The following is a 21,697-nucleotide window of genomic DNA, read 5'->3' as shown; positions in this document are numbered from 1 at the left end:
CAACTGGGGCATGGGAAGCCGCTACCTGTGCGCCTTTAGCGGCTCCGATGGAGATAAAAGCGCCAACTACCAGACGGCCTTCCGCGAAGGCGGCGGCATGGCGATTGCTGGCCTTGCACGCGTTTCGAAACTCGGCGTGAAGGGAGACTATACCAGCGAACAGTACCTGGCCGCAGCAGAAAAGGCATACGCGCATCTTTCTGAAAAGCAGGGTATCGGCAAGTCCTGCGCCTACTGTGACGACGGCAAGGAAAACATCATTGACGACTACACGGCGCTCCTTGCGGCGACGGAACTCTACGCGGCGACCGAGAAGGTGGACTACCTGAAGGATGCACGCGCACGTGCGAAGAATCTTATTAACCGCTTGAGCGATGATGGATATTTCTGGAGCGATGACGCTAAGACGCGTCCGTTCTGGCATGCGAGCGATGCGGGCCTCCCGCTGGTAGCGCTTGTCCGCTATGCCGAAATTGAAAGCAAGATTACGGTGTCGTCGTCAGCTGATCTTATCGATTGGGCCTGCGTAGATATGCTTGGGGCGCCCTGCTACAATTTCAATGCGCAACAGGCCTTGAATGCCATCAAGGCGCATCTGGATTGGCTTGTCGGTATTACGAACAAGGTAGAAAACCCGTTCGGCTACGCTCGCCAGACCTACAAGACGCAGGGCTCTATCAAGGACGGCTTCTTTATCCCGCACGACAACGAGAGCGGCTACTGGTGGCAGGGCGAAGACGCTCGTATCGCAAGCCTTGCCGCGGCCTCCATCTACGCCATCCACGCACTAGGCGAGAACAGCGACGAATCGGTCGACAAGTACGCAACCGACCAGCTTGACTGGATCTTGGGCAAGAACCCCTACAGCACTTGCATGATGTACGGTTTCGGCACAAAAGTCCCCGAGAAATACGACGGTCAGTCCAATTACGACGCAACCCTCAAGGGCGGTATCGCCAACGGCATTACCGGAAGAAACAAGGACGGTTCGCAAATCGCCTGGGATGACGACGGCGTCGCCTATGTGGGGCTCCCTGCCGACGAGCCCTGGAACAACTGGCGTTGGATCGAGCAGTGGCTTCCGCACAGCACCTGGTACCTGATGGCTCTCGCGACCCGCTATGACGAGGCAATCGTCAACATCCAACCGGTTGCATCCATAGCCCCAAAATCACTGGTTCAGAACCAATTTGGCATACAGCTGAACGGCAAGACGCTCCTAGTGAACGCTTCCGGCAAGTCCATCGTCCATGTCATCGATCTCCACGGCAAACAGGTTTCTTCAACCCCGTTGACCGGGGGAAAGGCCACCCTCGATCTTTCCCGCATCAACAGCGGAGTGTACCTGGTACAAGTCCCTGGACTTGGCGCAAAGAAAATCATGGTGAAGTAGATTACTATCTTTGCGTCATCACTTGAACGGAAGGTCCCCCATGGAATTAGGCAAATACAATCGCGCCCGGGTAGAAGAAATCATGCCCCAGGGCTACTACCTAGAACTTGAAACTGGCGGGCGCGTGCTGCTTCCCGGCAAAAAAGAGGAATTCACACTTGAAGAAGGCGAAGTCCTCGACGTATTTGTCTACATGGATTCCGAAGACCGCCCCATAGCGACCCTCGACAAGCCATACGCTACCGTCGGCGAATTCGCCGTGCTCGAAGTCAAGGACGTGAACCGCATCGGCGCCTTCCTGGATTGGGGGCTGAACAAGGACCTGTTCCTCCCCTACAAGCAGCAGCTCGGCGAACTCAGGCGCGGCGACCGTTGCGTAGTCTTCATTCTTGAAGACGAAAAGAGCAACCGTATCGTGGCAACCGAAAAAATCAAGAGTTTCCTGGACCCTGATACCTCGGAACTGCACCTGGGCCAAAAAGTCCAGCTCGCCGCCTACGAAGTCTCCCGCGACCATATCGATTTTCTGGTAGATTACCGCTACACGGGCCGCCTCATGGTCACCCCCAACACGCCGCGCATCTACATCGGCGACACCATGGTGGGCTATATCCAGCGATTCACCGAAGACGGCAAGATTACCCTGAACCTTACTCCCGTGGGCTACAAGGGAATCATGAAGAGTGAAAGCCCTGCCGCCGTCATGCAAAAGCTCGAAGAAGCGGGCGGCTTCCTTCCCTACGGAGACCACAGCGATCCCGAAGAGATTCGCCGCGAATTCGGCATGTCCAAGAAAACCTTCAAAAAAATCCTAGGAACCCTTTTCCGTGAAGGAAAAATCGTGCTCGGGGATGACGGATTCAGGTCAACCCGCTGATTCACGACACCTTCGAAATTCATTTACGAAGAAGGCCGCTTAAGCGGCCTTTTTTACTTGTACTCAACGGAAACTTCACCTTCGTTCAGAACGCGAAGCTCGATGCGACGGTTTTCCTTACGTCCCGCCTCAGTGCTGTTGTCAGCCTTGGGCTGACTGGAACCATAGCCGGAAGCCGACAGGCGACTCTTGTCTATCCCCTTGGCAACCATATACTGCAACACGGCATAGGCGCGTTCCTCTGAAAGACGCTGGTTCATGCCATCATCACCTTCGGAACTCGTATGCCCCTGAATCTCAACCTTCGCCTTGGGATTCCTTTTTAGCCCGGCGATAGCGGCATCCAGTGTCTTGAGAGAACTAGGAACCAGCTCGGCACTTCCCGCCTTGAAAGTCACTCCAGTCAATTCGGCACGAGTGTCATCGAATACTACCGTAATACCGCCGGAACTCGCCGTAAGAGAGACATAGGGAGTGTTTCCGCATTCAAAAGGTCCCGTCAGGCTTTCACAAAGAATCGTATACGTATCCTCGCGAGGAATCAAGAAGCTCGCTTCGCCATACATGTCCGTCGTCACCGTAATCTTGTTCTTGGGCTTGTTCTGTCCCACAAAAACGAGTCTTTTCTTGATCTGGGGCACGTCATCGTAATTGGTATAGGTAACATTCAGTACAGCATGCGTCTTGTTCGGAGCGAGATCCCTTGCCGCGACAGGAACCCAGAGCAGGGGAATCAGCAATATCGAAACCTTAAAAAAAGAATTTTTCATAATACTCCCTATAAGGAACAACTCCGCCCCACAAAATGCGGAACAAAAGTAGAAAATCGAAGACAAATATAGCTTGCAAAAGGGCGTTATTATTCTAAATTTTGCCCCGAAACGAAACTTTTCAAGGAGCATCCATGAAATTCCGTAAAATTGTCGCAGCGGCCCTCGCCATGAGCATTTCCGCATTTGCCACCGACGCTTCCGACAACATGACCCTCAAGGGCAATGTGCAGACGCAGGTTACCAAGTCCATCGCCGACGAAGACAACAACTTCAGCAGCGGCTGGATCCGCGCCAACATCGGCGGCCAGTACAAGAGCGAAAATCTTGACGGAACCATCATGCTCCGCATATTCGCTCCCGAATTTGGCAACAAGATCAAGGATGGCGACGGCAAGACCTCCAGCTACGACAAGATTTTGGCCGACCTGTACTGGGTCAACTACAAATGGAAACTCGGCGAGAATGACCAGTTGAACCTCAAGATGGGTCGCTGGAAGACAGACTGGTCTCAGTCCACCCACTTCGGTACTTACGTGGACAAGGACCTCACCAAGCGCGGTCTCTGGATGCGCGACTACAGCCACAACGCCGTTGAACTCGGCTGGAAGAGCGGCCTGAACCAATTGAACGCCATGGTCGCCGCAAAGAACGGCACCGCCAACCAGGGCTACATCCGTGTCGAAGACGACATGAAGTTCACCTTCCCGCTTGAAGTCAAAGTCGCCTACCGCGCAAACCTTATCGACGTGGTTCAGAACACCGCCTTCGTGACTCACCGCATGGCCGCTTACGCCAGCTACAATGTTCTCCCGATTCTGCGCGCCTATGGCGAATACGCCATGATCTACACGCAGGATGACGATCTCAATACAGAAGCCGACAACTATATCGCTCCCGAATCGAAATACTACCAGCCGGGCATCTATTTCCAGCCCTTCTACCTGGGCCTTGATCTAGCCCCCAAGTCCGGCATCATGAATACTCTCATGAGCAACCTCATGGTCGAATGGGAATACATCAACAAGCGCGACAACCTGTACTTGGCCCCGAAGGGCACCTACGACGATTGGGCATGGACCGTCGCCTGGGTCAAGAGCATCGGCAAGTCAAAGTTGCAGTTCAGCGTGTATAGCGAAAATGAAATGAGCGACGTAGGACTCGCCTTTCGCCTGACCAGCACCATCAAGTAAAGCCCCCCCCCTTTAGGAAAAGGACCGTCGGCGAACGCCCACGGTCTTTTTTTTGTTTCATTTTTAAACACATCCATACAAACATCTTTGATAGTTTCAAAATGATACTAATAAAGTTCCAATATTCCCCTAAAAAGCCCCTTTTCGAGGTCCTTCTCTCCATTTTTGATTGGCACGGATATTGCTTATTATAGGCGAAGCAAAAAAATAGTCCAAACTGGACTAAGAAATTCAAACAATGGACCCCTGGGTCCGCAAAAAAAAGGAAACTAAAAAATGATTAAGCCTCTTGCAGATCGAATCGTCGTCAAGCCGGCAGAAGCCGAACAGAAGACCTCTTCGGGTCTTTTTATTCCGGACAACGCCAAGGAAAAGCCGATGCAGGGTAAGGTCGTGGCAGTGGGCCCGGGCCGCAAGAACGACAAGGGTGAACTCGTCGCCATGGAAGTCAAGGTCGGCGACGTGGTGCTTTACGGCAAGTACAGCGGAACGGAAGTCTCCGTCGATGGCGAAAACTACCTGATCGTGAAGGAATCCGACATTTTCGCAACGCTCTAATCGCGCAACACAAAGGTTTTAAATAAAAAGGAAAACAACAATGGCAAAGCAACTTAAGTTTGATGTAGCAGCTCGCGAATCCCTGATGAAGGGTGTCGACAAACTCGCCAACGCAGTCAAGGTCACCCTCGGTCCTAAGGGCCGCAACGTGATGATCGCAAAGGCCTTCGGTGCCCCGAACGTCACCAAGGACGGCGTGTCTGTCGCTAAGGAAGTGGAACTGGAAGACGCCTACGAAAATCTCGGCGCCCAGATGGCCAAGGAAGTCGCCAACAAGACGAGCGACGCTGCCGGTGACGGTACCACCACCGCTACCGTGCTCGCCCAGGCTATTACTCGCGAAGGCCTCAAGAACGTGGCCGCCGGCGCAAACCCGATGGACATCAAGCGCGGTATGGATGCTGCAGTTGACGCCGTCATCGAAGAAATCGGCAAGATGGCCGTGAAGATCAACGGCAAGGAACACATTGCCCAGGTCGCAACGATTTCTGCAAACAACGACCCCGAAATTGGCGAACTCCTCGCCAACGCTATGGAAAAGGTCGGTAACGACGGTGTGATCACCATCGAAGAATCCAAGACCGCTGAAACCGTTCTCGACGTTGTCGAAGGGATGCAGTTCGACCGCGGCTACCTCTCTCCGTACTTTGTCACTAACACCGACAGCATGGAAGTGGCCCTCGAAAATCCGTACATCTTGCTGTACGACAAGAAGATTTCTACCATGAAGGATTTGCTGCCGATGCTCGAACACGTGGCAAAGCAGGGCAAGTCCCTCCTCATCATCGCCGAAGACGTCGATGGCGAAGCTCTCGCAACGCTGGTTGTGAACAAGATGCGCGGCACCCTGAAGGTTGCTGCCGTCAAGGCTCCGGGCTTTGGCGACCGTCGTAAGGCCATGCTCGAAGACATCGCTATCCTCACTGGCGGTATGCTGGTTTCCGAAGACACTGGCGCTAAGCTCGAAGACGCTCCGGTGACCGTGCTCGGCCAGGCCAAGTCCATCACTATCACGAAGGACAACACCACGATCGTCGAAGGTGCCGGTGACGCCGCTTCTATCAAGGGCCGTATCGCCCAGATCAAGAAGCAGATCGAAGCTACCACCAGCGACTACGACCGCGAAAAGCTTCAGGAACGTTTGGCCAAGCTCGCTGGCGGCGTTGCCGTAATCAAGGTCGGTGCTGCTACCGAAGTCGAAATGAAGGAAAAGAAGGACCGCGTCGACGACGCTATGCACGCAACTCGCGCCGCCGTCGAAGAAGGTATCGTTCCGGGTGGTGGCGTTGCCCTCATCCGTGCCGAAAAGGCTATTGACGCCCTCAAGTTCGATAACGCCGACCAGAAGACTGGTGCCGCCATCATTCGCCGCGCTATCGAAGAACCTCTCCGTCAGATTGTCCAGAATGCTGGCCTCGAAGGCTCTGTCGTGGTGAACAAGGTGAAGGAAGGCAAGGACAGCTTCGGTTACAACGCCAAGACTGACACCTACGAAGACCTCATCAAGGCTGGCGTGATTGACCCGGCCAAGGTGACCCGCACGGCTCTCAAGAATGCATCTTCCATCGCTTCGATGATTCTTACCACGGACTGCGTAATCGCAGAAAAGAAGGAACCGAAGCCGGCAGCTCCTGCCATGGATCCGTCCATGGGCATGGGCGGCATGATGTAATTTATTGATTCTTCTCCTTATGGATTCCCGGTTCATTTTGAACCGGGAATTTTTTTGGACACAACCATGCAGGAAAAAAGAAAGCCGCGAGATATCACGGCTTTCTTTTAAGATTTTTACGCTACTGAAAGATTCGCGTTAGAACATCTTGCGAGTATTCTTCTTGGCAGGACCATTGCTAGATTTCGGAGCCGTGCTTGCCCCCTTGTTGCTGAACAAAGTCGCATCATCAGCCGACTTGGTTTTCACTTCGAAATGGTTACCGTCACAGGTTTCCGTCGGAGCATAACCCGCCGTATAGAGACAGTAGGTTTTTTCGGAACAGAACTCACCCGCCACCTTACCCGTGTGGTTACAGATTCCGCGACTCACTACGCCCGATGGAACAGGGAACGGCTTACGCGGCAAATCCTTATGCAACTGCTTCATGGTGGCGATCCAAACCGGCAAAGCGTCTTCCGTTCCCGTGTGTCCAGCACCCATGGTGCCCGGACTATCGGAGCCAACCCATACGCCCATGGTATACTGTTTGGTAAAACCAATGTACCAGCAGTCCGTATAATCGTTGGTCGTTCCAGTCTTGCCACCACTCGGGTGCGTAAAGCCACTCGCCCATACTCGAGCCGCCGTACCGCGCACATTCACATCCTTCAGCATATCCACCATCAGATAAGCCGATGCTGGACGCAGCACTTCGTGTTCCACCTTTGAATTTCGTTCAATCACCTCTCCATTGCGGTCGACAATTGATTCGATCATGTATGGTTCGATGCGATTTCCTCCATTCGGGAACACCGTATACGCGGAGGTCATTTCCATGAGAGTTGCTCCGACCGAGCCTAGCGCCAAGCTTGGAACGGCCATCAGCGGAGCTCGGACGATGCCGAACTTGCGGGCATAGTTCACAACATTGTTCAAGCCGTACTTCATGCCCGTCAAAATAGCAGGCAGATTCTTGGAACGATAGAGAGCGCGGCGTAATGTCATCATGCCTTCGAAGTCGTGTTCAAAGTTCGCCGGACGCCAAACCTTATTCTTGTCCTTGTCATCCGGATCGGGAATACTCACCGGTTGGTCATTCACGGAGTCGCAAGGGCTAGCACCATTGTCCATGGCCGTCGCATACACAATCGGCTTAAACGAAGAACCCGGCTGACGCAGGGACTGTACGGCACGATTCCAACGGGATTTGTTAAAGTCGGAACCGCCAACCATTGCACGAATGGCGCCTGTCTCATTTTCAATAAGAATGGCGGCAATTTCAGGATGATGGTAGAGGATACTGTCCGGGAAACGACGGTGTTTTGCATCGCGTTTCAAGTCATCGGCAAGGTATTCCTTCTTGAACAAGGTGTACACGCTATCAAAATGAGCGACAACGCTGTCCTCAGGCATATTGTACTTCTTGGTCAGGTAAAGACGACGGGTTGCACGATACTTGACACGGCGACGAACCTTTTCAACCTGGACACGGGCTACGCTATCGGCATACGCCTGGATATCAGGATCGATTGTGGAATTGATGGACACGCCATCAGCGTACAAGGAGTTTTCGCCATATTTCTTTTCCATGTACTTGCGGATTTCTTCATAGAAGTAAAGCCCCGATTCATTGGACACTTCCTTTTCGGCAAGCGTAATCGGAGTCTTTATGTACTCATGATACTCATCATCGGTAATATAGCCTGCATCACGCATCGCATACAGCACCGTATTGCGGCGTTCAAGAGCGGCCTCCGGGTGACGGTCGGGGCGATAAGCCTCAGGCCGCTGCAGCATACCGGCCAGCACGGCATATTCAGGAATGGTCAAACTATCGAGTGAACGACCGAAATAGAACTTACCCGCCGCCTGGAAACCATAGTTGCCGCCGGCGAGATAGACCTCGTTCATGTAGAATTCAAGGATTTCCTCTTTCGTATAAGTCTGCTCGATGCGGATAGCCGTCATCATTTCCTTGATCTTACGGGAAATCGTACGTTCCGGAGTCAGGAAAAGAAGTTTGGTCAGCTGCTGGGTCAAGGTAGAGGCTCCACGGAGTTTCTTACCGGACAAGACACTTTCCATAATCGCTGAAGGAATCGCCCAGACATTCATTCCCCAATGGCTAAAGAAAGCCCGGTCTTCCGTTGCCATCACGGCATGGATTGCATTTTCCGGAATGGAATCAAAGCTCGTCCATTCGCGACGTTCAACATAATACTCATGAGCGATTTTTCCGTTCATGTCGTAAATGTTCGTGACAAGCTTCGGATTGATTTGCTCCAGCTGCGAAAGCGAAGGTAGTTCTGGCGAAAAATGGTTGTACACAGCAATAACGGCCACGAATACAGCCACCACAGGAATGGCAAAAATAATCAGCCACTTGACCACCTTGCGGTCAGTGAACCACCCCTTTAAAACCCTAAGAACTGCCTTTAATATGTTTTTCACTTTATTCATGGTTCTTTATTAATAAGAATTTTGCGAAAAGATAGAAAAAACTTTAACTTTTTTATCTAGACACCCTTGACAAAACAGCTTATAAAGCTATATTTGGGCACACAACAAGCGGATGTAGCCCAACTGGATAGAGCGTTTGGCTACGAACCAAAAGGCTCCAGGTTCGAGTCCTGGCACCCGCAGAAAAGGAAAGGCTGATCGGTAAGATCGGCCTTTTCTTTTTTTGTTGATAGCAGGCGAGAAACTGGAGCCGTCGTGAGCCTTCACGAACAGTCGTGAAGGCGAGAGTACAGGCCCTAGATAATGTTTTTTGAGAGATTTTGCCTGTTCGGTCTTCAAACTGCTCCAGGTTCGAGTCCTGGCACCCGCAGAAAGAAGACGTTTCACGACAAGTGAGACGTCTTTCTTTTTTTACGAAAAAAATGGTTTTTCTTGAAAAAGTTAAAAAACTTTTTCAACAGACGTCCATAATTGTTTGCACGATTCCTTTTTCCATATACTAAAATTACATGCAGGGAGTACGGTTATGGGTAAATCAACATACCCAACAAAAGGGAACAAGATGGTATACAAGCAAAAAATACTTCAGGAAGTGATCCGATTCCTATTTCTATCAAACCGTCACAGCCGCGGCATAACCCAAACAAAACTATCTATGGAAACAAGCATCACACGACAATTCATATCACAAGTTGAAGGCGGCAAAAGACAGCCTTCAATCCTGACACTGAGCACTATTCTCGGTGCCTACGATTTAACCCTATCAGAATTCTTTAAAGAGGTTGATAGGCTCTATCGCCTTTTCGAAACCGGGGATTACTACAACACTAAGGACATTCCCATGGCCGCAGACAAGAAGGCCGGTTTACCGAAATACCTTCGCAAACAGCGTCCGAAATAGCCTAAATCGTAGCCTTTCTGACCGGCACTAGAGCTTTTTTTACCCTTAACAAAAAAGTGTTTTTTTGCTATCTTTTAGCCCCGATGGACTGGCAGAGAAACATAAAAACGCTCACCGAAGACGAGCTCAAGGCTTGGCTTCGCGAGGTGGAAGAAAAGCCGTTTCGTGCCGATCAGATTCAAAAATGGCTATTTTGCCAACAAGTCAAGACCTATGACGAGATGGTAAACATCTCCCCCGTTCTGCGTGAAAAACTCGCCAAGCAGTTCGAGTTGCGCTCTCTTACCGAGGAGCAACGCGCCGAATCGGTCGACGGCACCGTCAAATGGCTCTTCAAGACAACCGATGGTCACCATATTGAAACCGTGATGATTCCTGCAAACGGTCGTTACTCCGTCTGCGTTTCTACCCAAGTGGGCTGCGCAATGAATTGCGCTTTTTGCCGTACTGCCAAAATGGGCTTCACCAGAAATCTTGAAGCGGGTGAAATTCTCGAAGAAATCATCAACGTAAACTGGTACCTGAAAGATTCGGGACTTTTAAACGAGGAAGGCAAAACTGCCCAGGTTACGAACATCATCTTTATGGGAATGGGAGAACCTCTCAACAACCTCGAAAATGTTCACCGTGTCTGCTGCACGCTTCATAACCAGAAGTTATTCAATATGGGTTCGAAGCGTATGACAGTAAGCACCTCCGGCGTGGTTCCAAAAATCAAGGAACTCGTCGACAGGAACACGCCCTGTTGCCTCGCCGTAAGCCTAAACAGCACGAACAACGAATACCGTTCGTCCGTCATGCCCGTCAACAAGACTTGGCCCATCGAAAAGCTTTTGGAAGCGGTTGACGAATACATTCGTAGAACCGATAATTATGTAACCTTTGAATTCGTCTTGATTCAGGATATCACCTGTACGCCGAAAGCAGCGAAAGAACTTATCCGCATCTGCGCACCGCGGCGCGTCAAGGTGAACGCCATCGTTCTAAACGACGGTGACGACCCCACGCTACACGCTCCCACCCCTGAACAAGTAGAAGATTTTTTGGCGATGGTTAGGGCTGCAGAAATTCAAATCACGATTCGAAATCCGCGCGGCAGGGACATTCTTGCTGCATGCGGACAGCTCGCGTATAAAAATAAGGATGGTAAAACATGCTAACACAAAACCTCCCGGAATTCTGGGACAACCTCTACGCCGACGGCAAGGACTACTGGAATATCAAGAAGGCAACCCCCGCCCTTCTTGAATTCTTCAAGAATCCTTCCTGCCCCGCCACAGGCTCAGTTCTAGTTCCCGGTGCAGGCTTTGGCTACGATGCCGAAGCTTGGGCCCTGCGCGGCCACGACGTCTTGGCAGTCGATTTTGCGCCAACCGCTGTAGACGAACTGGACCACCTGAGCCGCAAGCTCAAGAACCTGCGTTCGCTCGACCTTGACCTTTTCACGCTTTCCCCGAAAGACCAGAAACGTGGTGGACAACTTTTTGACATCGTCTACGACTACTGTACTTTTACGGCAATCCATCCGGGCCGTCGCGATGAATTCTTCGAAGTCTGTTACAAGATGATGAAGGACGACGGACTGCTAATTCTTTTCTTGTACCCTCTCTTGAACGGCAAGACGCTGCAAGGCCCTCCACACTGCACGAGCGAAGGTGAACTCATGGCTCGTCTTGATGGCGTTTTCGACATCGTCGAACGCATTCCGGCTGTAAACAGCCTCCCCGGTCGCGAAGGCAAGGAAGAATTCTGGCTCCTCAAAAAGTGTCTGTAGGCTAGACGAGAGAACGCTCGCTCCGCGAGCTACAGATTTGAGACGAGAGAATAAGAAACTCTCGTCTTTTTTGTAAGCAAGCCAACTAAACAGAGTGTATTCTCTTTCAATTTTTTCTATTTTTTCATCAAATTTTTAACGCGGCCAAGCCGCTTCAACGAAGACACAAGGATTGAATTATGGCAAAAGATTTATGCCCCTGCGGTTCCGGTAAGGAATACTGCGAATGTTGTGAACCGATTATCAAGCAAAAGGCTCTCGCAGAAAGCCCCGAAGCCCTAATGCGTTCCCGCTACACCGCTTACGTGAAGCAGGAAATCGGCTGGCTCAAGGAATCCCTCGAAGCCACCCAGCGTAGCGACTTCGACGAACCGAGCGTGACCGCCTGGAGCAAGGACTCCGAATGGCTCGGCATCGAAATCAAGCAGACCAAGACCGAAGAAGAAAAGAACATCGGCTGGGTCGAATTCATCGCACGCTTCAAGCAGGGCAACATCACCCGTAACCACCACGAGCTCGGCGAATTCCATAAGGTCGGCGGCGCATGGTTCTTCTACGACGGTCGTGCCGTGAAGCAGGAAACTGTCCGTCACGAAGGTCCGGTCGTTGGCCGAAACGATCCGTGCCCGTGCGGCTCCGGCAAGAAGTACAAGAAGTGCTGCGGCGCTGGTAAATAGACGAAAGACGAAAGAGAAACCATGTTTAAGATATTCGTAGATGGCGAAGCAGGTACCACTGGCCTGCAGATTTATGAGAGACTCGCAAAGCGCACCGACATCGAAGTGTTGCGCATTTCTCCCGAACTCCGCAAAGACATTAACGAACGCAAGCGACTCATCAACGAGTCCGACGTGACGTTCCTGTGCCTGCCCGATGCAGCCGCAGTCGAAAGTGCCTCCCTCTGCGAAAATCCGAACACCCGCGTGATTGACGCCTCTACCGCGCACCGCGTAAACCCCGGCTGGACCTACGGGATGCCGGAACTCAGCCCCGCCCAGCGTGAAGCCATCGCGAAGGCCAAGCGCATTGCAAACCCCGGCTGCCACGCCTCGGGATTTATCCTGGGCGTTCACCCGCTGGTTGCCGCAGGCATCCTCCCGAAGAGCGCAAACCTTGCCGCCTACAGCATCACCGGTTATTCCGGCGGCGGCAAGAAGCTGATTGCCGAATACGAAGAAGCCTCCTCTATGGAACATAAGGCCGGCGAATCGAAGGCCATCATGGCTCCGGCCCCGTACGCTTTAGCGCTTGCTCACAAGCACCTCCCCGAAATGAAGAAGTACTGCGAACTCGAAAACACGCCGTTCTTCAACCCGGTGCTCGGCCCCTACTACAAGGGCATGGCGGTGACCGTCGCTATCTTCGCGAAAGAACTCACCAAGAAAGTCGGCCCCGAAGACCTCACCGAAATTCTCGCCAAGCATTACGAAGGTTCCCGCTTTGTGAAGGTGATGCCCTATGAAGCTGCCCCCGTGCTGTTCAACGGCCGCCTTGACGCCACCGTCTGTAACGACACGAACAATGCCCGCATCCAGGTGTTCGGCAACGAGAACGTGATGCAGGTGACTACCATCATCGACAACCTGGGCAAGGGCGCCAGCGGCGCCGCCATCCAGAACATGAATATCGCCCTCGGGCTAGACGAAGGAATTAGCCTTTAATGTTCCTAGACGAAAAATCAATTGAAGTTCGCTCCGGCAAGGGCGGCGATGGCATTTGCAGTTTCCACCGCGAAAAGTTCGTACCCCTCGGAGGCCCGGACGGCGGTGACGGCGGTCGCGGCGGCCACGTGATTCTGCAGGTGAACGAACAGTTCTCGACACTCCTCGACATGGGTAACGCTCGCCTGTACAAAGCCCAGAGCGGACAGCCCGGCGGCGCGAAGCGCTGCACCGGTCGCAGCGCCGAAGACCTGATCGTGGACGTCCCGCGCGGAACCATCGTGAAGGATGCCGAAGGCCGAATCCTAGCAGACCTTACTGAACCCGGCCAAAAATGGATTGCGGCTCGCGGTGGCAAAGGCGGCATGGGCAACCAGCATTTTGCGACACCCGCAAATCAGGCCCCGCGCAAGTGCACTCCCGGTGAAAAAGGCGAAAAGCGCGAACTTTTCTTGGAACTCAAGCTTATGGCAGACGTGGGCCTCGTCGGATTCCCGAACGCAGGCAAGTCGAGCCTCGTGAACAAGATTTCGAGCGGCCGCCCGAAAGTCGGTGACTATCCGTTTACCACCCTCGAACCGGTGCTCGGCATCGTGCAGATGAATGGCCACAGCTTCGTAGTCGCAGACATTCCGGGTTTACTCGAAGGCGCCAGCGAAGGCAAGGGCCTCGGCCACCAATTCCTGAAGCACATCGAACGTACGCACACTCTGTTGTTCGTAATCGACGGCTTTGCCGAAAACGCCTACGAACAATTCAGCGTCCTTAAGGAAGAACTCAAGGCATTCCACCCGAAGCTCGCCAAGAAGCCTTACGTAATCGCCCTCAACAAGTGCGACCTCGGCATCGACGAAGCGATCAAGCAGTTCAAGGCCCACAAGGAAGCCGTCATCGTTACCTCAGCCATGAACGGCGATGGATGCAAGGAACTGATGCAGGCTCTGGACGACGCCGTTCCGCATGCCCAGAAGAAAAAGGTCGGCTGGGAAAGCAAGAAACTCAGCAGCGCTACCACCGGCATCGATGGTACCGGCAAGAAAATCGCAAAGAGCAAGTCTACCAGCGCCAAAACCGCCCGAAGCAAGAAGAAGGCTTAACGAATGGCGAAAAAGGAACAGAGCACTCCGGTCATCGTAAACCGCAAGGCAAACCATCTCTACTTTGTCGACGAAACCTTCGAAGTAGGTATCATGCTCATCGGTTCGGAAGTCAAGTCTATACGCGATGGCAAGTGCACCTTGGGCGAAGCGTGGATCGACATCGACGAGAGCAAGAATGAAATCTGGCTCGTGGGTGCGCACATCGACGAATACCTTTTCGCGAACCGTTTCAACCATTTCCCTGCTAGGCGCCGCAAGCTCCTCGCCCATGTGCACGAAATCGCCAAGATGCGCAAGGCCAAGGAGCAGAAGGGCTGCACGCTCATCCCCCTGAAGCTCTACTTCAAGAATCGCCGCGCCAAGCTCGAAATGGGAATCTGCCGCGGTAAAGACCAGCGCGACAAGCGTCAGGACATCATCAACCGCGACGCAAAACTCGAAATGGCCCGTGCGGCAAAGGCGCATAAATAATGAGAAACCTTGTTTGGCTCATTCTCCTTTGCGTCGCTCTCGCAGCTTCTGCCTGGGCTAGCAACAAGGTTGATGCCGAACAAGTCGCCAAGGAACATAAGGCCAGTTTCCACTGGTTCCCCGTTCAAAAGACTTTCCTGCTCGTAGGCGAAAGCGATACGCTCAAGTTCGCCATCGGCCTCCCCTTCGTCTACACGCATGGGAATTCGGTCGAACTGAAGCATGCTCCCGAGATCTGGGACGGTCACATTCTGCTCGATTCAGCAGATGTCGCAAGCCTATACAAGACCGATAACGCGCAAGCCGCACCGGTTGCCCCCGCAGCCGCCCCCACAACCACTCCTGCAAAAGCAGCAGTTCCTGTCGCCACAAAGCCCAAGAACGAAACAGCCGGCACTCGCGAAGTCAAGACCATCGTAATCGATCCAGGCCACGGCGGAAAGGACTCCGGTGCACTCGGAGGCAAGTCCCAGGAAAAGGACATCGTCCTCTCAGTCGGAAAACTCCTGAAAAAAGAACTCGAAAAAGAAGGTTTCAAGGTCAAGCTGACTCGCGACAAAGATGTATTTATCGAACTCGGTGAACGTGCCAACCTCGCAAACCAGTGGGATGGCGACCTGTTCATCAGCCTACACTGCAACGCAATCGACGCAACCCCTGAACGCAAAAAGCAAATCAAGGGATTCCATGTCTACGTACTGCGCGCCCCCGAAAGCGAAGAAGACAAGGCGATAGCCCGTCGCGAAAACAAGGTGGCCACACTCTACGGCGAAAAGAATGCCAAGGAAGAACTTTCCCCCATCGAATGGTTCAAGCTCGAAGCGCGCCTTGAAAAATACAAGCAGAACAGCTACATGTTCACCGAAGAAATGCTCAAGGCTTTTGATGACGGTAAAATCAAGCGTCAAGGCGGTGGTGTCGGCGGTGCCGGATTCATGGTGCTTGTCGGCGCGCTCATGCCCGCCGTGCTATTCGAAATCGGGTTCATCAGCAATCCCGAAGACGAAGCCTACATGATGACAAACAGCGGTCAGAAGGATATCGCTGAACGCATTTCAAAAGCGGTCCAGAATTACAAAGCCGCCGTACATAGCTACAGGGAAACTCTCGGAAGAGAGTAGCCCCCATCAAGCTCTAGTTACTTATTGGGTTTAGAGACAACCGGACGGATGCGCTTGCCGCACAGAGTCACCACGATACCCGCCTGAGCGAACATATAGTAGGCTGTATCGCGGCTGTTGTTTAGCGTCGACTTCGGATCGTAATCATCCTTGGTTACGAACACTTCTGCTACTCCCGAAAGGCTCACATCCAGAGCACAGCGTTCACACGGAAAACCGATTACGTAAAGCTTGGATCCTGGAGGCACCTTACCACGGGCATAATGCAATGCATTTATTTCGGCATGCACCATGAAGGGGTACTTATTCGCTTCGAACTCATGGTGACTTAGTAGTTCGCCAGAATCGGCATCAAGCAAGTCATAAGCGAGCAGCTGCTTTTCGCGGGTGTAGGGAACCGTATCATCATCGAAACCGGCCGGAGCGCCGTTGTATCCCGTGCTAATAACGCGACCATCTGCCGACACGAGCACGGCACCCATCTGGGTGTTTTGGTCCTTGGAAAGGCGCGCCTGAGCGCACATCATCTGGGTATAGACTTCGTCACGAAGCTTGCTGCGAGCATTAGAATTATTCATATCTTAAATATAGCAAGAACCGCTACTTGTCCACCACCAGGGTGGCGGATCCATAGGCTTTCACGGGGCGGCCATTCTCATCGAATTCTGTCGTATAACGGATATGGAACGGGATTCTATTAGGCGTCAAGGGTATAATCCCTTCCACGCTCGCAACTCCGTTATCAATTTGCCGATGCCAATCTCGGTACATGTCCGCATAGTCCGCCGGGAAAATTCCGTTCGCGATGACCGGTTCCGGATAGTTACGGACTAATGGAGGCAAACCCAGGTCGCGCTGGCAACGGAAACAGGGCCGCATTTCCTTGGTAGCCACCGTATATTCCCAGAAGTAGATATTGGCCTGCTCGCTGGCCGCCTTGAAACGGCGTTCCGTATCGAGCATTTCCCGAAGTACATTCTTTTCGTTTGTGATATTACGAATCATCACGTAAAATAGACGACTGACTTTGCTTTCGCCTATCAACCGGATAGAACTGCGGATACAGAAACGTTCCGTGCCGCAACACTCGGAACTGATATTACGCCAAGTTTCACATTCCTGTTCCTCGCGAGTTGCCGCCGCACGTTCCAAGGCTTCCTTGTATATCTTTTGGCTTTGGGGATCTAAAACGCTACATGGATTCAGCGAGATAATTTCAGCCTCGGATAGGTTCATTCCCAACTCACGGACATATTTCTGGTTCACCCGCAATACTTCCATCGAGCAATTTTCGCCCATACGAAGTTCCACAATGGCTGCCGGACCCACAAAGTTACTGAATATTAGAGTTTCCATGGAAATCGGATTCCAGAACTTGCCCGCATCCACAAACTGGTCGATATTCATCTGGGGAACCATCACACCCACAGAGGCGCCATCTAGCATCTTCTCATATTCCGACATGGGAATAGGCTTGGAGTACAGATACCCCTGAATGTAGTCGCATCCCACACTTTTGAGGAAATCAGCCTGTTCTACCGTCTCTACACCCTCGGCAATGACAGGAAGCTTTAGCCACTTTGCCATACGGACTACAGATGTCAATATGGTGCCACCACGCTCGTTGCCAATAGCTCCATTGATGAATTTCAGATCCAGCTTCAGAACGTCAAATTCAATATCCTTCAAGATATTCAACGAAGAATACCCACTGCCGAAATCATCCATCTCAACCGTATAGCCAAGATTATGCAGTTTCTCGATAGCCTCCATCACCAACTGAAATCCCGTCACGGCAACCGTTTCTGTCAACTCTACATGAATCAACTTCGTGGGAACATCATATTTCTGACGAATTGCATCGATTTGATCTATATAGTCCGGGCAAAGAATGTCATTACGAGACATGTTTACGGAAATATGGGCCAGCGCCTTGTTGGAATCAATGCATTTGCGAAGGAACCGGCAAACGCGTTCAAAGACAAAAAAATCAAGCGTCGGAATCAGGCTCATCTCTTCAAGAGCCGGTATAAAGTCTGCCGGCGAGACAAAGCCGAATTTGTCGGAATTCCAGCGAACAAGGGCCTCGGCACCAATTAGCGCCCCCGTAGAATGGTTAAACTGAGGTTGGCAATATACCTGGAATTCCTCTTTTTGAATCGCCGATTCGAACGACTCCGAAATCTGTCGAAAACTCACCATAAAGTAACCTCAATCCCTATCCTTTAGAAACATATACTTTTTTTACACTATGCGAAACAAAAAAAACACATTCGCAACCTTTATTACAGACCCGCTATTCCAATATGGATTATTCACCACGAAGAATCTTGTCACCCTAAGGACAACTCTATACAAAATCAAATTGCATACAGAAAAAACCGCCGCATCGCTGCGACGGGCTAACAAGACCGTTCGGCTCTATCGCAAAAGAACCAACGACATCGCCTCACTCCCACCTAAAGGTGGCCATGTACACTAAGGCCTTACCCAAAGGGCATAACTCCACTAAGTGCTAAAGCACTAAGAGTCGTATAAAAGGCCAAGTGTCCAAAGGTAGCAAAAACGCCTCGTTAATACGAGGCGTTTCTTGCTCACAAACGTACGTGAATATTTATCCGCTAAGTGGAACCGAGCAAGACAAAGAACGATTTGGCGTAGCGTACTAAAACGTACGTGAGCCAAATCGTGATGCCGTATTGCGAAGGTTACACGACGCGGGTCATGCCGGACATGCGTTCACGCAGCCAAGCTCCGACCTCTTCCACCGGATGCTGACGGATGTTCTTGTTCACCTTGATGAGTTCTTCGTTATCCACAGCGGTGGTCTTGCCTTCGCCGTAGATAGCGCCGATGTCGTCCTTCTTCACTTCGTTCTTCATGAAGTCGGCGAGCAGAGGCACGCACTTGTTGGCGAACAGGTAGCAACCGTATTCGGCGGTGTCGCTGATCACGCGGTTCATTTCGTACAACTTCTTACGAGCGATGAGGTTGGCGATAAGCGGAGTCTCGTGGAGGGATTCGTAGTAGGCGCTCATCGGCTTGATGCCCACGGAGCACATGGTTTCGAATGCGAGTTCCACACCGGCCTTGATCATGGCGGTCATGAGAACGCCGCGGTCGAAGTATTCCTGTTCGGTGATGACCTTGTCGGTAGCTTCGACCTTTTCGAATTCGAGTTCGCCCGTTTCGCCACGCCACTTGAGCAAATCCTTGTCGCCGGCTTCCCAGTCGACCATCATGGTGCTGGAGAACTTACCGGAGATGATGTTGTCCTGGTGTTCCTGATAGAGCGGCTTCATGATGACCTTCATCTTTTCGGCGAGTTCCGTTGCGCGGATCTTGGCCGGGTTGGAAAGACGGTCCATCATGTTGGTGATGCCACCATGCTTCAGGGCTTCGGAAATGGTTTCCCAACCGTACTGGAGCAGCTTGACTGCGTAAGCCGGTTCAACGCCGAATTCCTTGACCATCTTGTCGTAGCAAAGGATGGTGCCGGTCTGGAGCATACCGCAAAGGATGGTCTGTTCGCCCATGAGGTCGGACTTCACTTCGGCGACGAAAGAGCTTTCGAGAACGCCCGGACGGTCGGCATGGAGGCCAGCGGCGTAAGCCTTGGCGTAGTCCCAACCCTTACCTTCGGGGTCGTTTTCCGGGTGCACTGCGATAAGGCAGGGCATACCGAAACCGCGAACGTATTCGCTACGGACTTCGGAACCCGGGCCCTTCGGGGCGACCATGATTACCGTGATGTCCTTACGGATTTCCTGGCCTTCTTCAACGATGTTGAAGCCGTGGCTGTAAGAGAGGGCGGCGCCCTTCTTCATGAGCTTCATGATGGCCGGAATCACGTTGTGGTGCTGCTTGTCCGGTGTGAGGTTGCAAACGAGGTCTGCATCCGGAATCATTTCTTCGTAGGTACCGACCTTGAAGCCATTTTCAGTAGCGTTCTTCCAGGACTGGCGCTTCTGTTCGATGGCTTCCTTGCGGAGCGTGTAAGAGACGTCGAGGCCGCTATCGCGCAGGTCAAGACCCTGATGGAGACCCTGGGCACCGCAACCGACGAACACGATCTTCTTGCCCTTGAGGGCTTCAACACCACGGCTGAATTCAGAATGTTCCATGAAACGGCAGTGGCCAATTTCTTCGAGTTGGCGACGCATAGGGATAGAATTGAAATAATTCATTTTTTGAACCTCTGTTAATTAGAATGTTTCCGGGGGGAAAGATAGCATTTTAGTGGTTAGTGGTTAGTGGTTAGTGATTAGGAATCGCGCAAGAAAAGTGCAAAAAACGTCATTCTGAATGAAGTGCGAAGCACGAAACGAAGAATCCAGTCCCGAATTACACAAAAGGGGGAAGAGTCCCCCTGTTTGCAGCCGCGGCACGCCGCGTCCTACTCCACCCCCACGCCTAGTGGCTCCGCCCCTAAAACCCCGAATTATGTCATTGCGAGCCCCGAACAGGGGTGAAGCAATCCATGCGCCCTGCTAGGGGACTACTATGTAGTCCCTCGCTGCTCGGCTCGGCAATGCAGAAACGCCAGCATTTCTGCGCTGCACTCGCCTCACTGCTAGTCCCGAAGACAGCGAACATAGAACGCGAGGCCCTTGCTGGCGTTGCCCAGGCCCGCATCGGCGGAGATGTAGTCCAAGAGCATGCTGTACGCGAGGTCGCTACTGTTCTCTGTAGAACTCCAGAAGGACGCGTAGCCGCCATCGTGGAGGAAGTAGACATCGTAGTTCCTGACGCCCCTGAGGCCAGCAGGCAAGGCGGCAAAACCGAAGGCATCCGTGCCGTTGCCATCGCTATTCCAACCCGTCTGCGACTTGAGAACCTTACCCGGAGTTGAACCACCCACCGCCGTGAACAGGGTATACCATTCGCTAAAACTTGGCAGATGCCAACCCTCGGGACAAACGCCCTGGACCGTCGCGGTGAGCGTGCAAGTCTTGCCGTCGCCGCAGCCCTTGCCGTTCGTGCTCCATGCGCCAACGCTATCCATAGCCGCTGCCCAGGTGTAAAGGCGGCCAGACACATCGCAGGTAGTGCTATCCCCATTATCACTCTTTCCAAAGCACCAACTCTTTTCCTTCACGTTTAAATCCGCGGCATCATAGTAATTAAGATTCTCTGCCATCCACACCTGGGTGCCGATTATCACAGTCTTGTAAACCTTACCATCTCGTTCATCGGTCATGGAACCATAGGTAATATCTGGGTTGAAACGGCACTCCTTCGGCACATCCCAACTCCAACCCGTTTCACCTTCCAAAAGTGCCGGACAATTTACCTTACCTGCAGAACTGCTAAAAGGCTCTACACTCTCACTGCTGCTGGACACACTCGTTTTGTCACTGCTAGACGACTGCGAATTTTCAACAGAAGACGAAGATTCCGACTTTACCGAACTAGACGACACTTTCTCCGATTCGGAGCTACTACTCGTCCCAATATCTTTTGAACTACTACTAGACTTCCCCGTCTTTTCGCTAGAACTGGATTGTTTCACATCGCTCTGGGTGTCGCTTGACGAAGACTTCGCCTTTTCACTGCTAGATGACGTCACTTCGGCTGGCTCACCAGCCTTGCCACTACTCGAAGAAGACGATTCAACACCCGGTTCGTCATTCGCCCCTGCAGATGCCGACGACGAATCATCACACGCTGCCAGGAACGCCACCATGCAAAGCGCCACAAAAATCTTTTTCATAAAGTCTCCTTCGCCCTAATGGCTTAATTTTCCTGGCGAAAATATAATTAT

19 protein-coding genes and 1 tRNA gene are annotated in these 21,697 nt (G+C 52.2%); 14 read left to right on the top strand and 6 right to left on the bottom strand.

The window, feature by feature from the left end; translation table 11 throughout:
- Positions 1 to 1,393 (top strand): glycoside hydrolase family 9 protein (locus tag Q0628_RS07895; protein WP_298769838.1); only part of this gene is annotated, 1,393 nt, incomplete at its 5' end.
- A gap of 40 nt (positions 1,394 to 1,433) precedes the next feature.
- Entirely contained in the window at positions 1,434 to 2,270 is an 837-nt protein-coding gene (locus Q0628_RS07890; RefSeq protein WP_298769836.1) for a S1-like domain-containing RNA-binding protein, read from the top strand.
- 53 nt (positions 2,271 to 2,323) lie between these two features.
- Here the strand turns inward: Q0628_RS07890 and Q0628_RS07885 are convergent, their stop codons facing one another.
- Positions 2,324 to 3,040, bottom strand: coding sequence for an OmpA family protein (locus Q0628_RS07885; RefSeq protein WP_298769834.1), 717 nt, complete (start codon positions 3,038 to 3,040; stop codon positions 2,324 to 2,326).
- Positions 3,041 to 3,174: 134 nt separating this feature from the next.
- Between Q0628_RS07885 and Q0628_RS07880 the strand changes: the two genes are divergently transcribed.
- The 3 genes from Q0628_RS07880 (at position 3,175) to groL (ending at position 6,463) form a co-directional block, all read left to right on the top strand.
- The gene (locus tag Q0628_RS07880) at positions 3,175 to 4,233 is read left to right on the top strand and encodes a hypothetical protein (RefSeq protein WP_298769832.1); all 1,059 of its coding nucleotides are present in this window, start codon (positions 3,175 to 3,177) and stop codon (positions 4,231 to 4,233) included.
- A 276-nt stretch (positions 4,234 to 4,509) separates the two neighbouring features.
- A complete protein-coding gene (gene groES / locus Q0628_RS07875) occupies positions 4,510 to 4,791 on the top strand; it encodes a co-chaperone GroES (protein ID WP_173351992.1) in 282 nt (93 codons plus the stop codon).
- 40 nt (positions 4,792 to 4,831) lie between these two features.
- Positions 4,832 to 6,463: a chaperonin GroEL gene (gene groL / locus Q0628_RS07870; protein WP_298769826.1), complete on the top strand. Its 1,632-nt coding sequence runs from the start codon at positions 4,832 to 4,834 to the stop codon at positions 6,461 to 6,463.
- Positions 6,464 to 6,601: 138 nt separating this feature from the next.
- Here groL and Q0628_RS07865 read toward each other — a convergent pair whose 3' ends face one another.
- A complete protein-coding gene (locus Q0628_RS07865) occupies positions 6,602 to 8,905 on the bottom strand; it encodes a penicillin-binding protein 1A (RefSeq protein ID WP_298769824.1) in 2,304 nt (767 codons plus the stop codon).
- Between the two features lie 108 nt (positions 8,906 to 9,013).
- Here Q0628_RS07865 and Q0628_RS07860 point away from each other — a divergent pair.
- The 9 genes from Q0628_RS07860 to Q0628_RS07820 all read left to right on the top strand — a co-directional run bounded on the left by Q0628_RS07860 (position 9,014) and on the right by Q0628_RS07820 (position 15,933).
- A tRNA-Arg gene (locus Q0628_RS07860) sits at positions 9,014 to 9,087 on the top strand.
- A 344-nt stretch (positions 9,088 to 9,431) separates the two neighbouring features.
- Positions 9,432 to 9,806, top strand: coding sequence for a helix-turn-helix transcriptional regulator (locus tag Q0628_RS07855; RefSeq protein WP_298769822.1), 375 nt, complete (start codon positions 9,432 to 9,434; stop codon positions 9,804 to 9,806).
- An 83-nt stretch (positions 9,807 to 9,889) separates the two neighbouring features.
- Complete coding sequence (gene rlmN / locus Q0628_RS07850; RefSeq protein WP_298769820.1) at positions 9,890 to 10,966, top strand: 23S rRNA (adenine(2503)-C(2))-methyltransferase RlmN; 1,077 nt, start codon at positions 9,890 to 9,892, stop codon at positions 10,964 to 10,966.
- Positions 10,960 to 11,580 (top strand): methyltransferase, encoded by a 621-nt coding sequence (locus tag Q0628_RS07845; RefSeq protein ID WP_298769818.1) that lies wholly within the window; start codon positions 10,960 to 10,962, stop codon positions 11,578 to 11,580. The genes rlmN and Q0628_RS07845 overlap by 7 nt, the downstream gene beginning before the upstream one ends.
- Before the next feature lie 179 nt (positions 11,581 to 11,759).
- Positions 11,760 to 12,257, top strand: a complete 498-nt coding sequence (locus Q0628_RS07840; RefSeq protein WP_298769816.1) for a YchJ family protein — start codon at positions 11,760 to 11,762, stop codon at positions 12,255 to 12,257.
- Positions 12,258 to 12,278: 21 nt separating this feature from the next.
- Complete coding sequence (gene argC / locus Q0628_RS07835) at positions 12,279 to 13,241, top strand: N-acetyl-gamma-glutamyl-phosphate reductase (RefSeq protein ID WP_298769814.1); 963 nt, start codon at positions 12,279 to 12,281, stop codon at positions 13,239 to 13,241.
- Positions 13,241 to 14,338, top strand: coding sequence for a GTPase ObgE (gene obgE / locus Q0628_RS07830; protein ID WP_298769812.1), 1,098 nt, complete (start codon positions 13,241 to 13,243; stop codon positions 14,336 to 14,338). The genes argC and obgE overlap by 1 nt, the downstream gene beginning before the upstream one ends.
- A 3-nt stretch (positions 14,339 to 14,341) precedes the next feature.
- Complete coding sequence (gene smpB / locus Q0628_RS07825) at positions 14,342 to 14,812, top strand: SsrA-binding protein SmpB (protein WP_072976871.1); 471 nt, start codon at positions 14,342 to 14,344, stop codon at positions 14,810 to 14,812.
- On the top strand, positions 14,812 to 15,933 hold the full coding sequence (locus Q0628_RS07820; protein ID WP_298769809.1) for an N-acetylmuramoyl-L-alanine amidase: 1,122 nt from the start codon (positions 14,812 to 14,814) through the stop codon (positions 15,931 to 15,933). The genes smpB and Q0628_RS07820 overlap by 1 nt, the downstream gene beginning before the upstream one ends.
- A gap of 17 nt (positions 15,934 to 15,950) precedes the next feature.
- Here Q0628_RS07820 and Q0628_RS07815 read toward each other — a convergent pair whose 3' ends face one another.
- The 4 genes from Q0628_RS07815 to Q0628_RS07800 form a co-directional block, all read right to left on the bottom strand.
- Positions 15,951 to 16,511, bottom strand: coding sequence for a deaminase (locus Q0628_RS07815; RefSeq protein WP_298769807.1), 561 nt, complete (start codon positions 16,509 to 16,511; stop codon positions 15,951 to 15,953).
- A 22-nt stretch (positions 16,512 to 16,533) separates the two neighbouring features.
- The gene (locus tag Q0628_RS07810; RefSeq protein ID WP_298769805.1) at positions 16,534 to 18,135 is read right to left on the bottom strand and encodes an EAL domain-containing protein; all 1,602 of its coding nucleotides are present in this window, start codon (positions 18,133 to 18,135) and stop codon (positions 16,534 to 16,536) included.
- A gap of 506 nt (positions 18,136 to 18,641) precedes the next feature.
- Positions 18,642 to 20,120: a ketol-acid reductoisomerase gene (gene ilvC / locus Q0628_RS07805; RefSeq protein ID WP_298769803.1), complete on the bottom strand. Its 1,479-nt coding sequence runs from the start codon at positions 20,118 to 20,120 to the stop codon at positions 18,642 to 18,644.
- Between the two features lie 386 nt (positions 20,121 to 20,506).
- Positions 20,507 to 21,646 (bottom strand): fibrobacter succinogenes major paralogous domain-containing protein, encoded by a 1,140-nt coding sequence (locus Q0628_RS07800; protein ID WP_298769801.1) that lies wholly within the window; start codon positions 21,644 to 21,646, stop codon positions 20,507 to 20,509.
- Positions 21,647 to 21,697 lie beyond the last annotated feature (51 nt).

Origin of the sequence: uncultured Fibrobacter sp., from assembly GCF_937877005.1 — a bacterium.
Lineage (GTDB): Bacteria > Fibrobacterota > Fibrobacteria > Fibrobacterales > Fibrobacteraceae > Fibrobacter.
This window is presented reverse-complemented; position numbering and strand designations above follow the sequence as displayed.

What these genes read in the sequence shown, in the direction of transcription:
- Q0628_RS07890 (WP_298769836.1), top strand. Translation starts at nt 1,434, where the DNA reads ATGGAATTAGGCAAATACAATCGCGCCCGGGTAGAAGAAATCATGCCC.
- Q0628_RS07885 (WP_298769834.1), bottom strand. Translation starts at nt 3,040, where the DNA reads ATGAAAAATTCTTTTTTTAAGGTTTCGATATTGCTGATTCCCCTGCTC.
- Q0628_RS07880 (WP_298769832.1), top strand. Translation starts at nt 3,175, where the DNA reads ATGAAATTCCGTAAAATTGTCGCAGCGGCCCTCGCCATGAGCATTTCC.
- groES (WP_173351992.1), top strand. Translation starts at nt 4,510, where the DNA reads ATGATTAAGCCTCTTGCAGATCGAATCGTCGTCAAGCCGGCAGAAGCC.
- groL (WP_298769826.1), top strand. Translation starts at nt 4,832, where the DNA reads ATGGCAAAGCAACTTAAGTTTGATGTAGCAGCTCGCGAATCCCTGATG.
- Q0628_RS07865 (WP_298769824.1), bottom strand. Translation starts at nt 8,905, where the DNA reads ATGAATAAAGTGAAAAACATATTAAAGGCAGTTCTTAGGGTTTTAAAG.
- Q0628_RS07855 (WP_298769822.1), top strand. Translation starts at nt 9,432, where the DNA reads ATGGGTAAATCAACATACCCAACAAAAGGGAACAAGATGGTATACAAG.
- rlmN (WP_298769820.1), top strand. Translation starts at nt 9,890, where the DNA reads ATGGACTGGCAGAGAAACATAAAAACGCTCACCGAAGACGAGCTCAAG.
- Q0628_RS07845 (WP_298769818.1), top strand. Translation starts at nt 10,960, where the DNA reads ATGCTAACACAAAACCTCCCGGAATTCTGGGACAACCTCTACGCCGAC.
- Q0628_RS07840 (WP_298769816.1), top strand. Translation starts at nt 11,760, where the DNA reads ATGGCAAAAGATTTATGCCCCTGCGGTTCCGGTAAGGAATACTGCGAA.
- argC (WP_298769814.1), top strand. Translation starts at nt 12,279, where the DNA reads ATGTTTAAGATATTCGTAGATGGCGAAGCAGGTACCACTGGCCTGCAG.
- obgE (WP_298769812.1), top strand. Translation starts at nt 13,241, where the DNA reads ATGTTCCTAGACGAAAAATCAATTGAAGTTCGCTCCGGCAAGGGCGGC.
- smpB (WP_072976871.1), top strand. Translation starts at nt 14,342, where the DNA reads ATGGCGAAAAAGGAACAGAGCACTCCGGTCATCGTAAACCGCAAGGCA.
- Q0628_RS07820 (WP_298769809.1), top strand. Translation starts at nt 14,812, where the DNA reads ATGAGAAACCTTGTTTGGCTCATTCTCCTTTGCGTCGCTCTCGCAGCT.
- Q0628_RS07815 (WP_298769807.1), bottom strand. Translation starts at nt 16,511, where the DNA reads ATGAATAATTCTAATGCTCGCAGCAAGCTTCGTGACGAAGTCTATACC.
- Q0628_RS07810 (WP_298769805.1), bottom strand. Translation starts at nt 18,135, where the DNA reads ATGGTGAGTTTTCGACAGATTTCGGAGTCGTTCGAATCGGCGATTCAA.
- ilvC (WP_298769803.1), bottom strand. Translation starts at nt 20,120, where the DNA reads ATGAATTATTTCAATTCTATCCCTATGCGTCGCCAACTCGAAGAAATT.
- Q0628_RS07800 (WP_298769801.1), bottom strand. Translation starts at nt 21,646, where the DNA reads ATGAAAAAGATTTTTGTGGCGCTTTGCATGGTGGCGTTCCTGGCAGCG.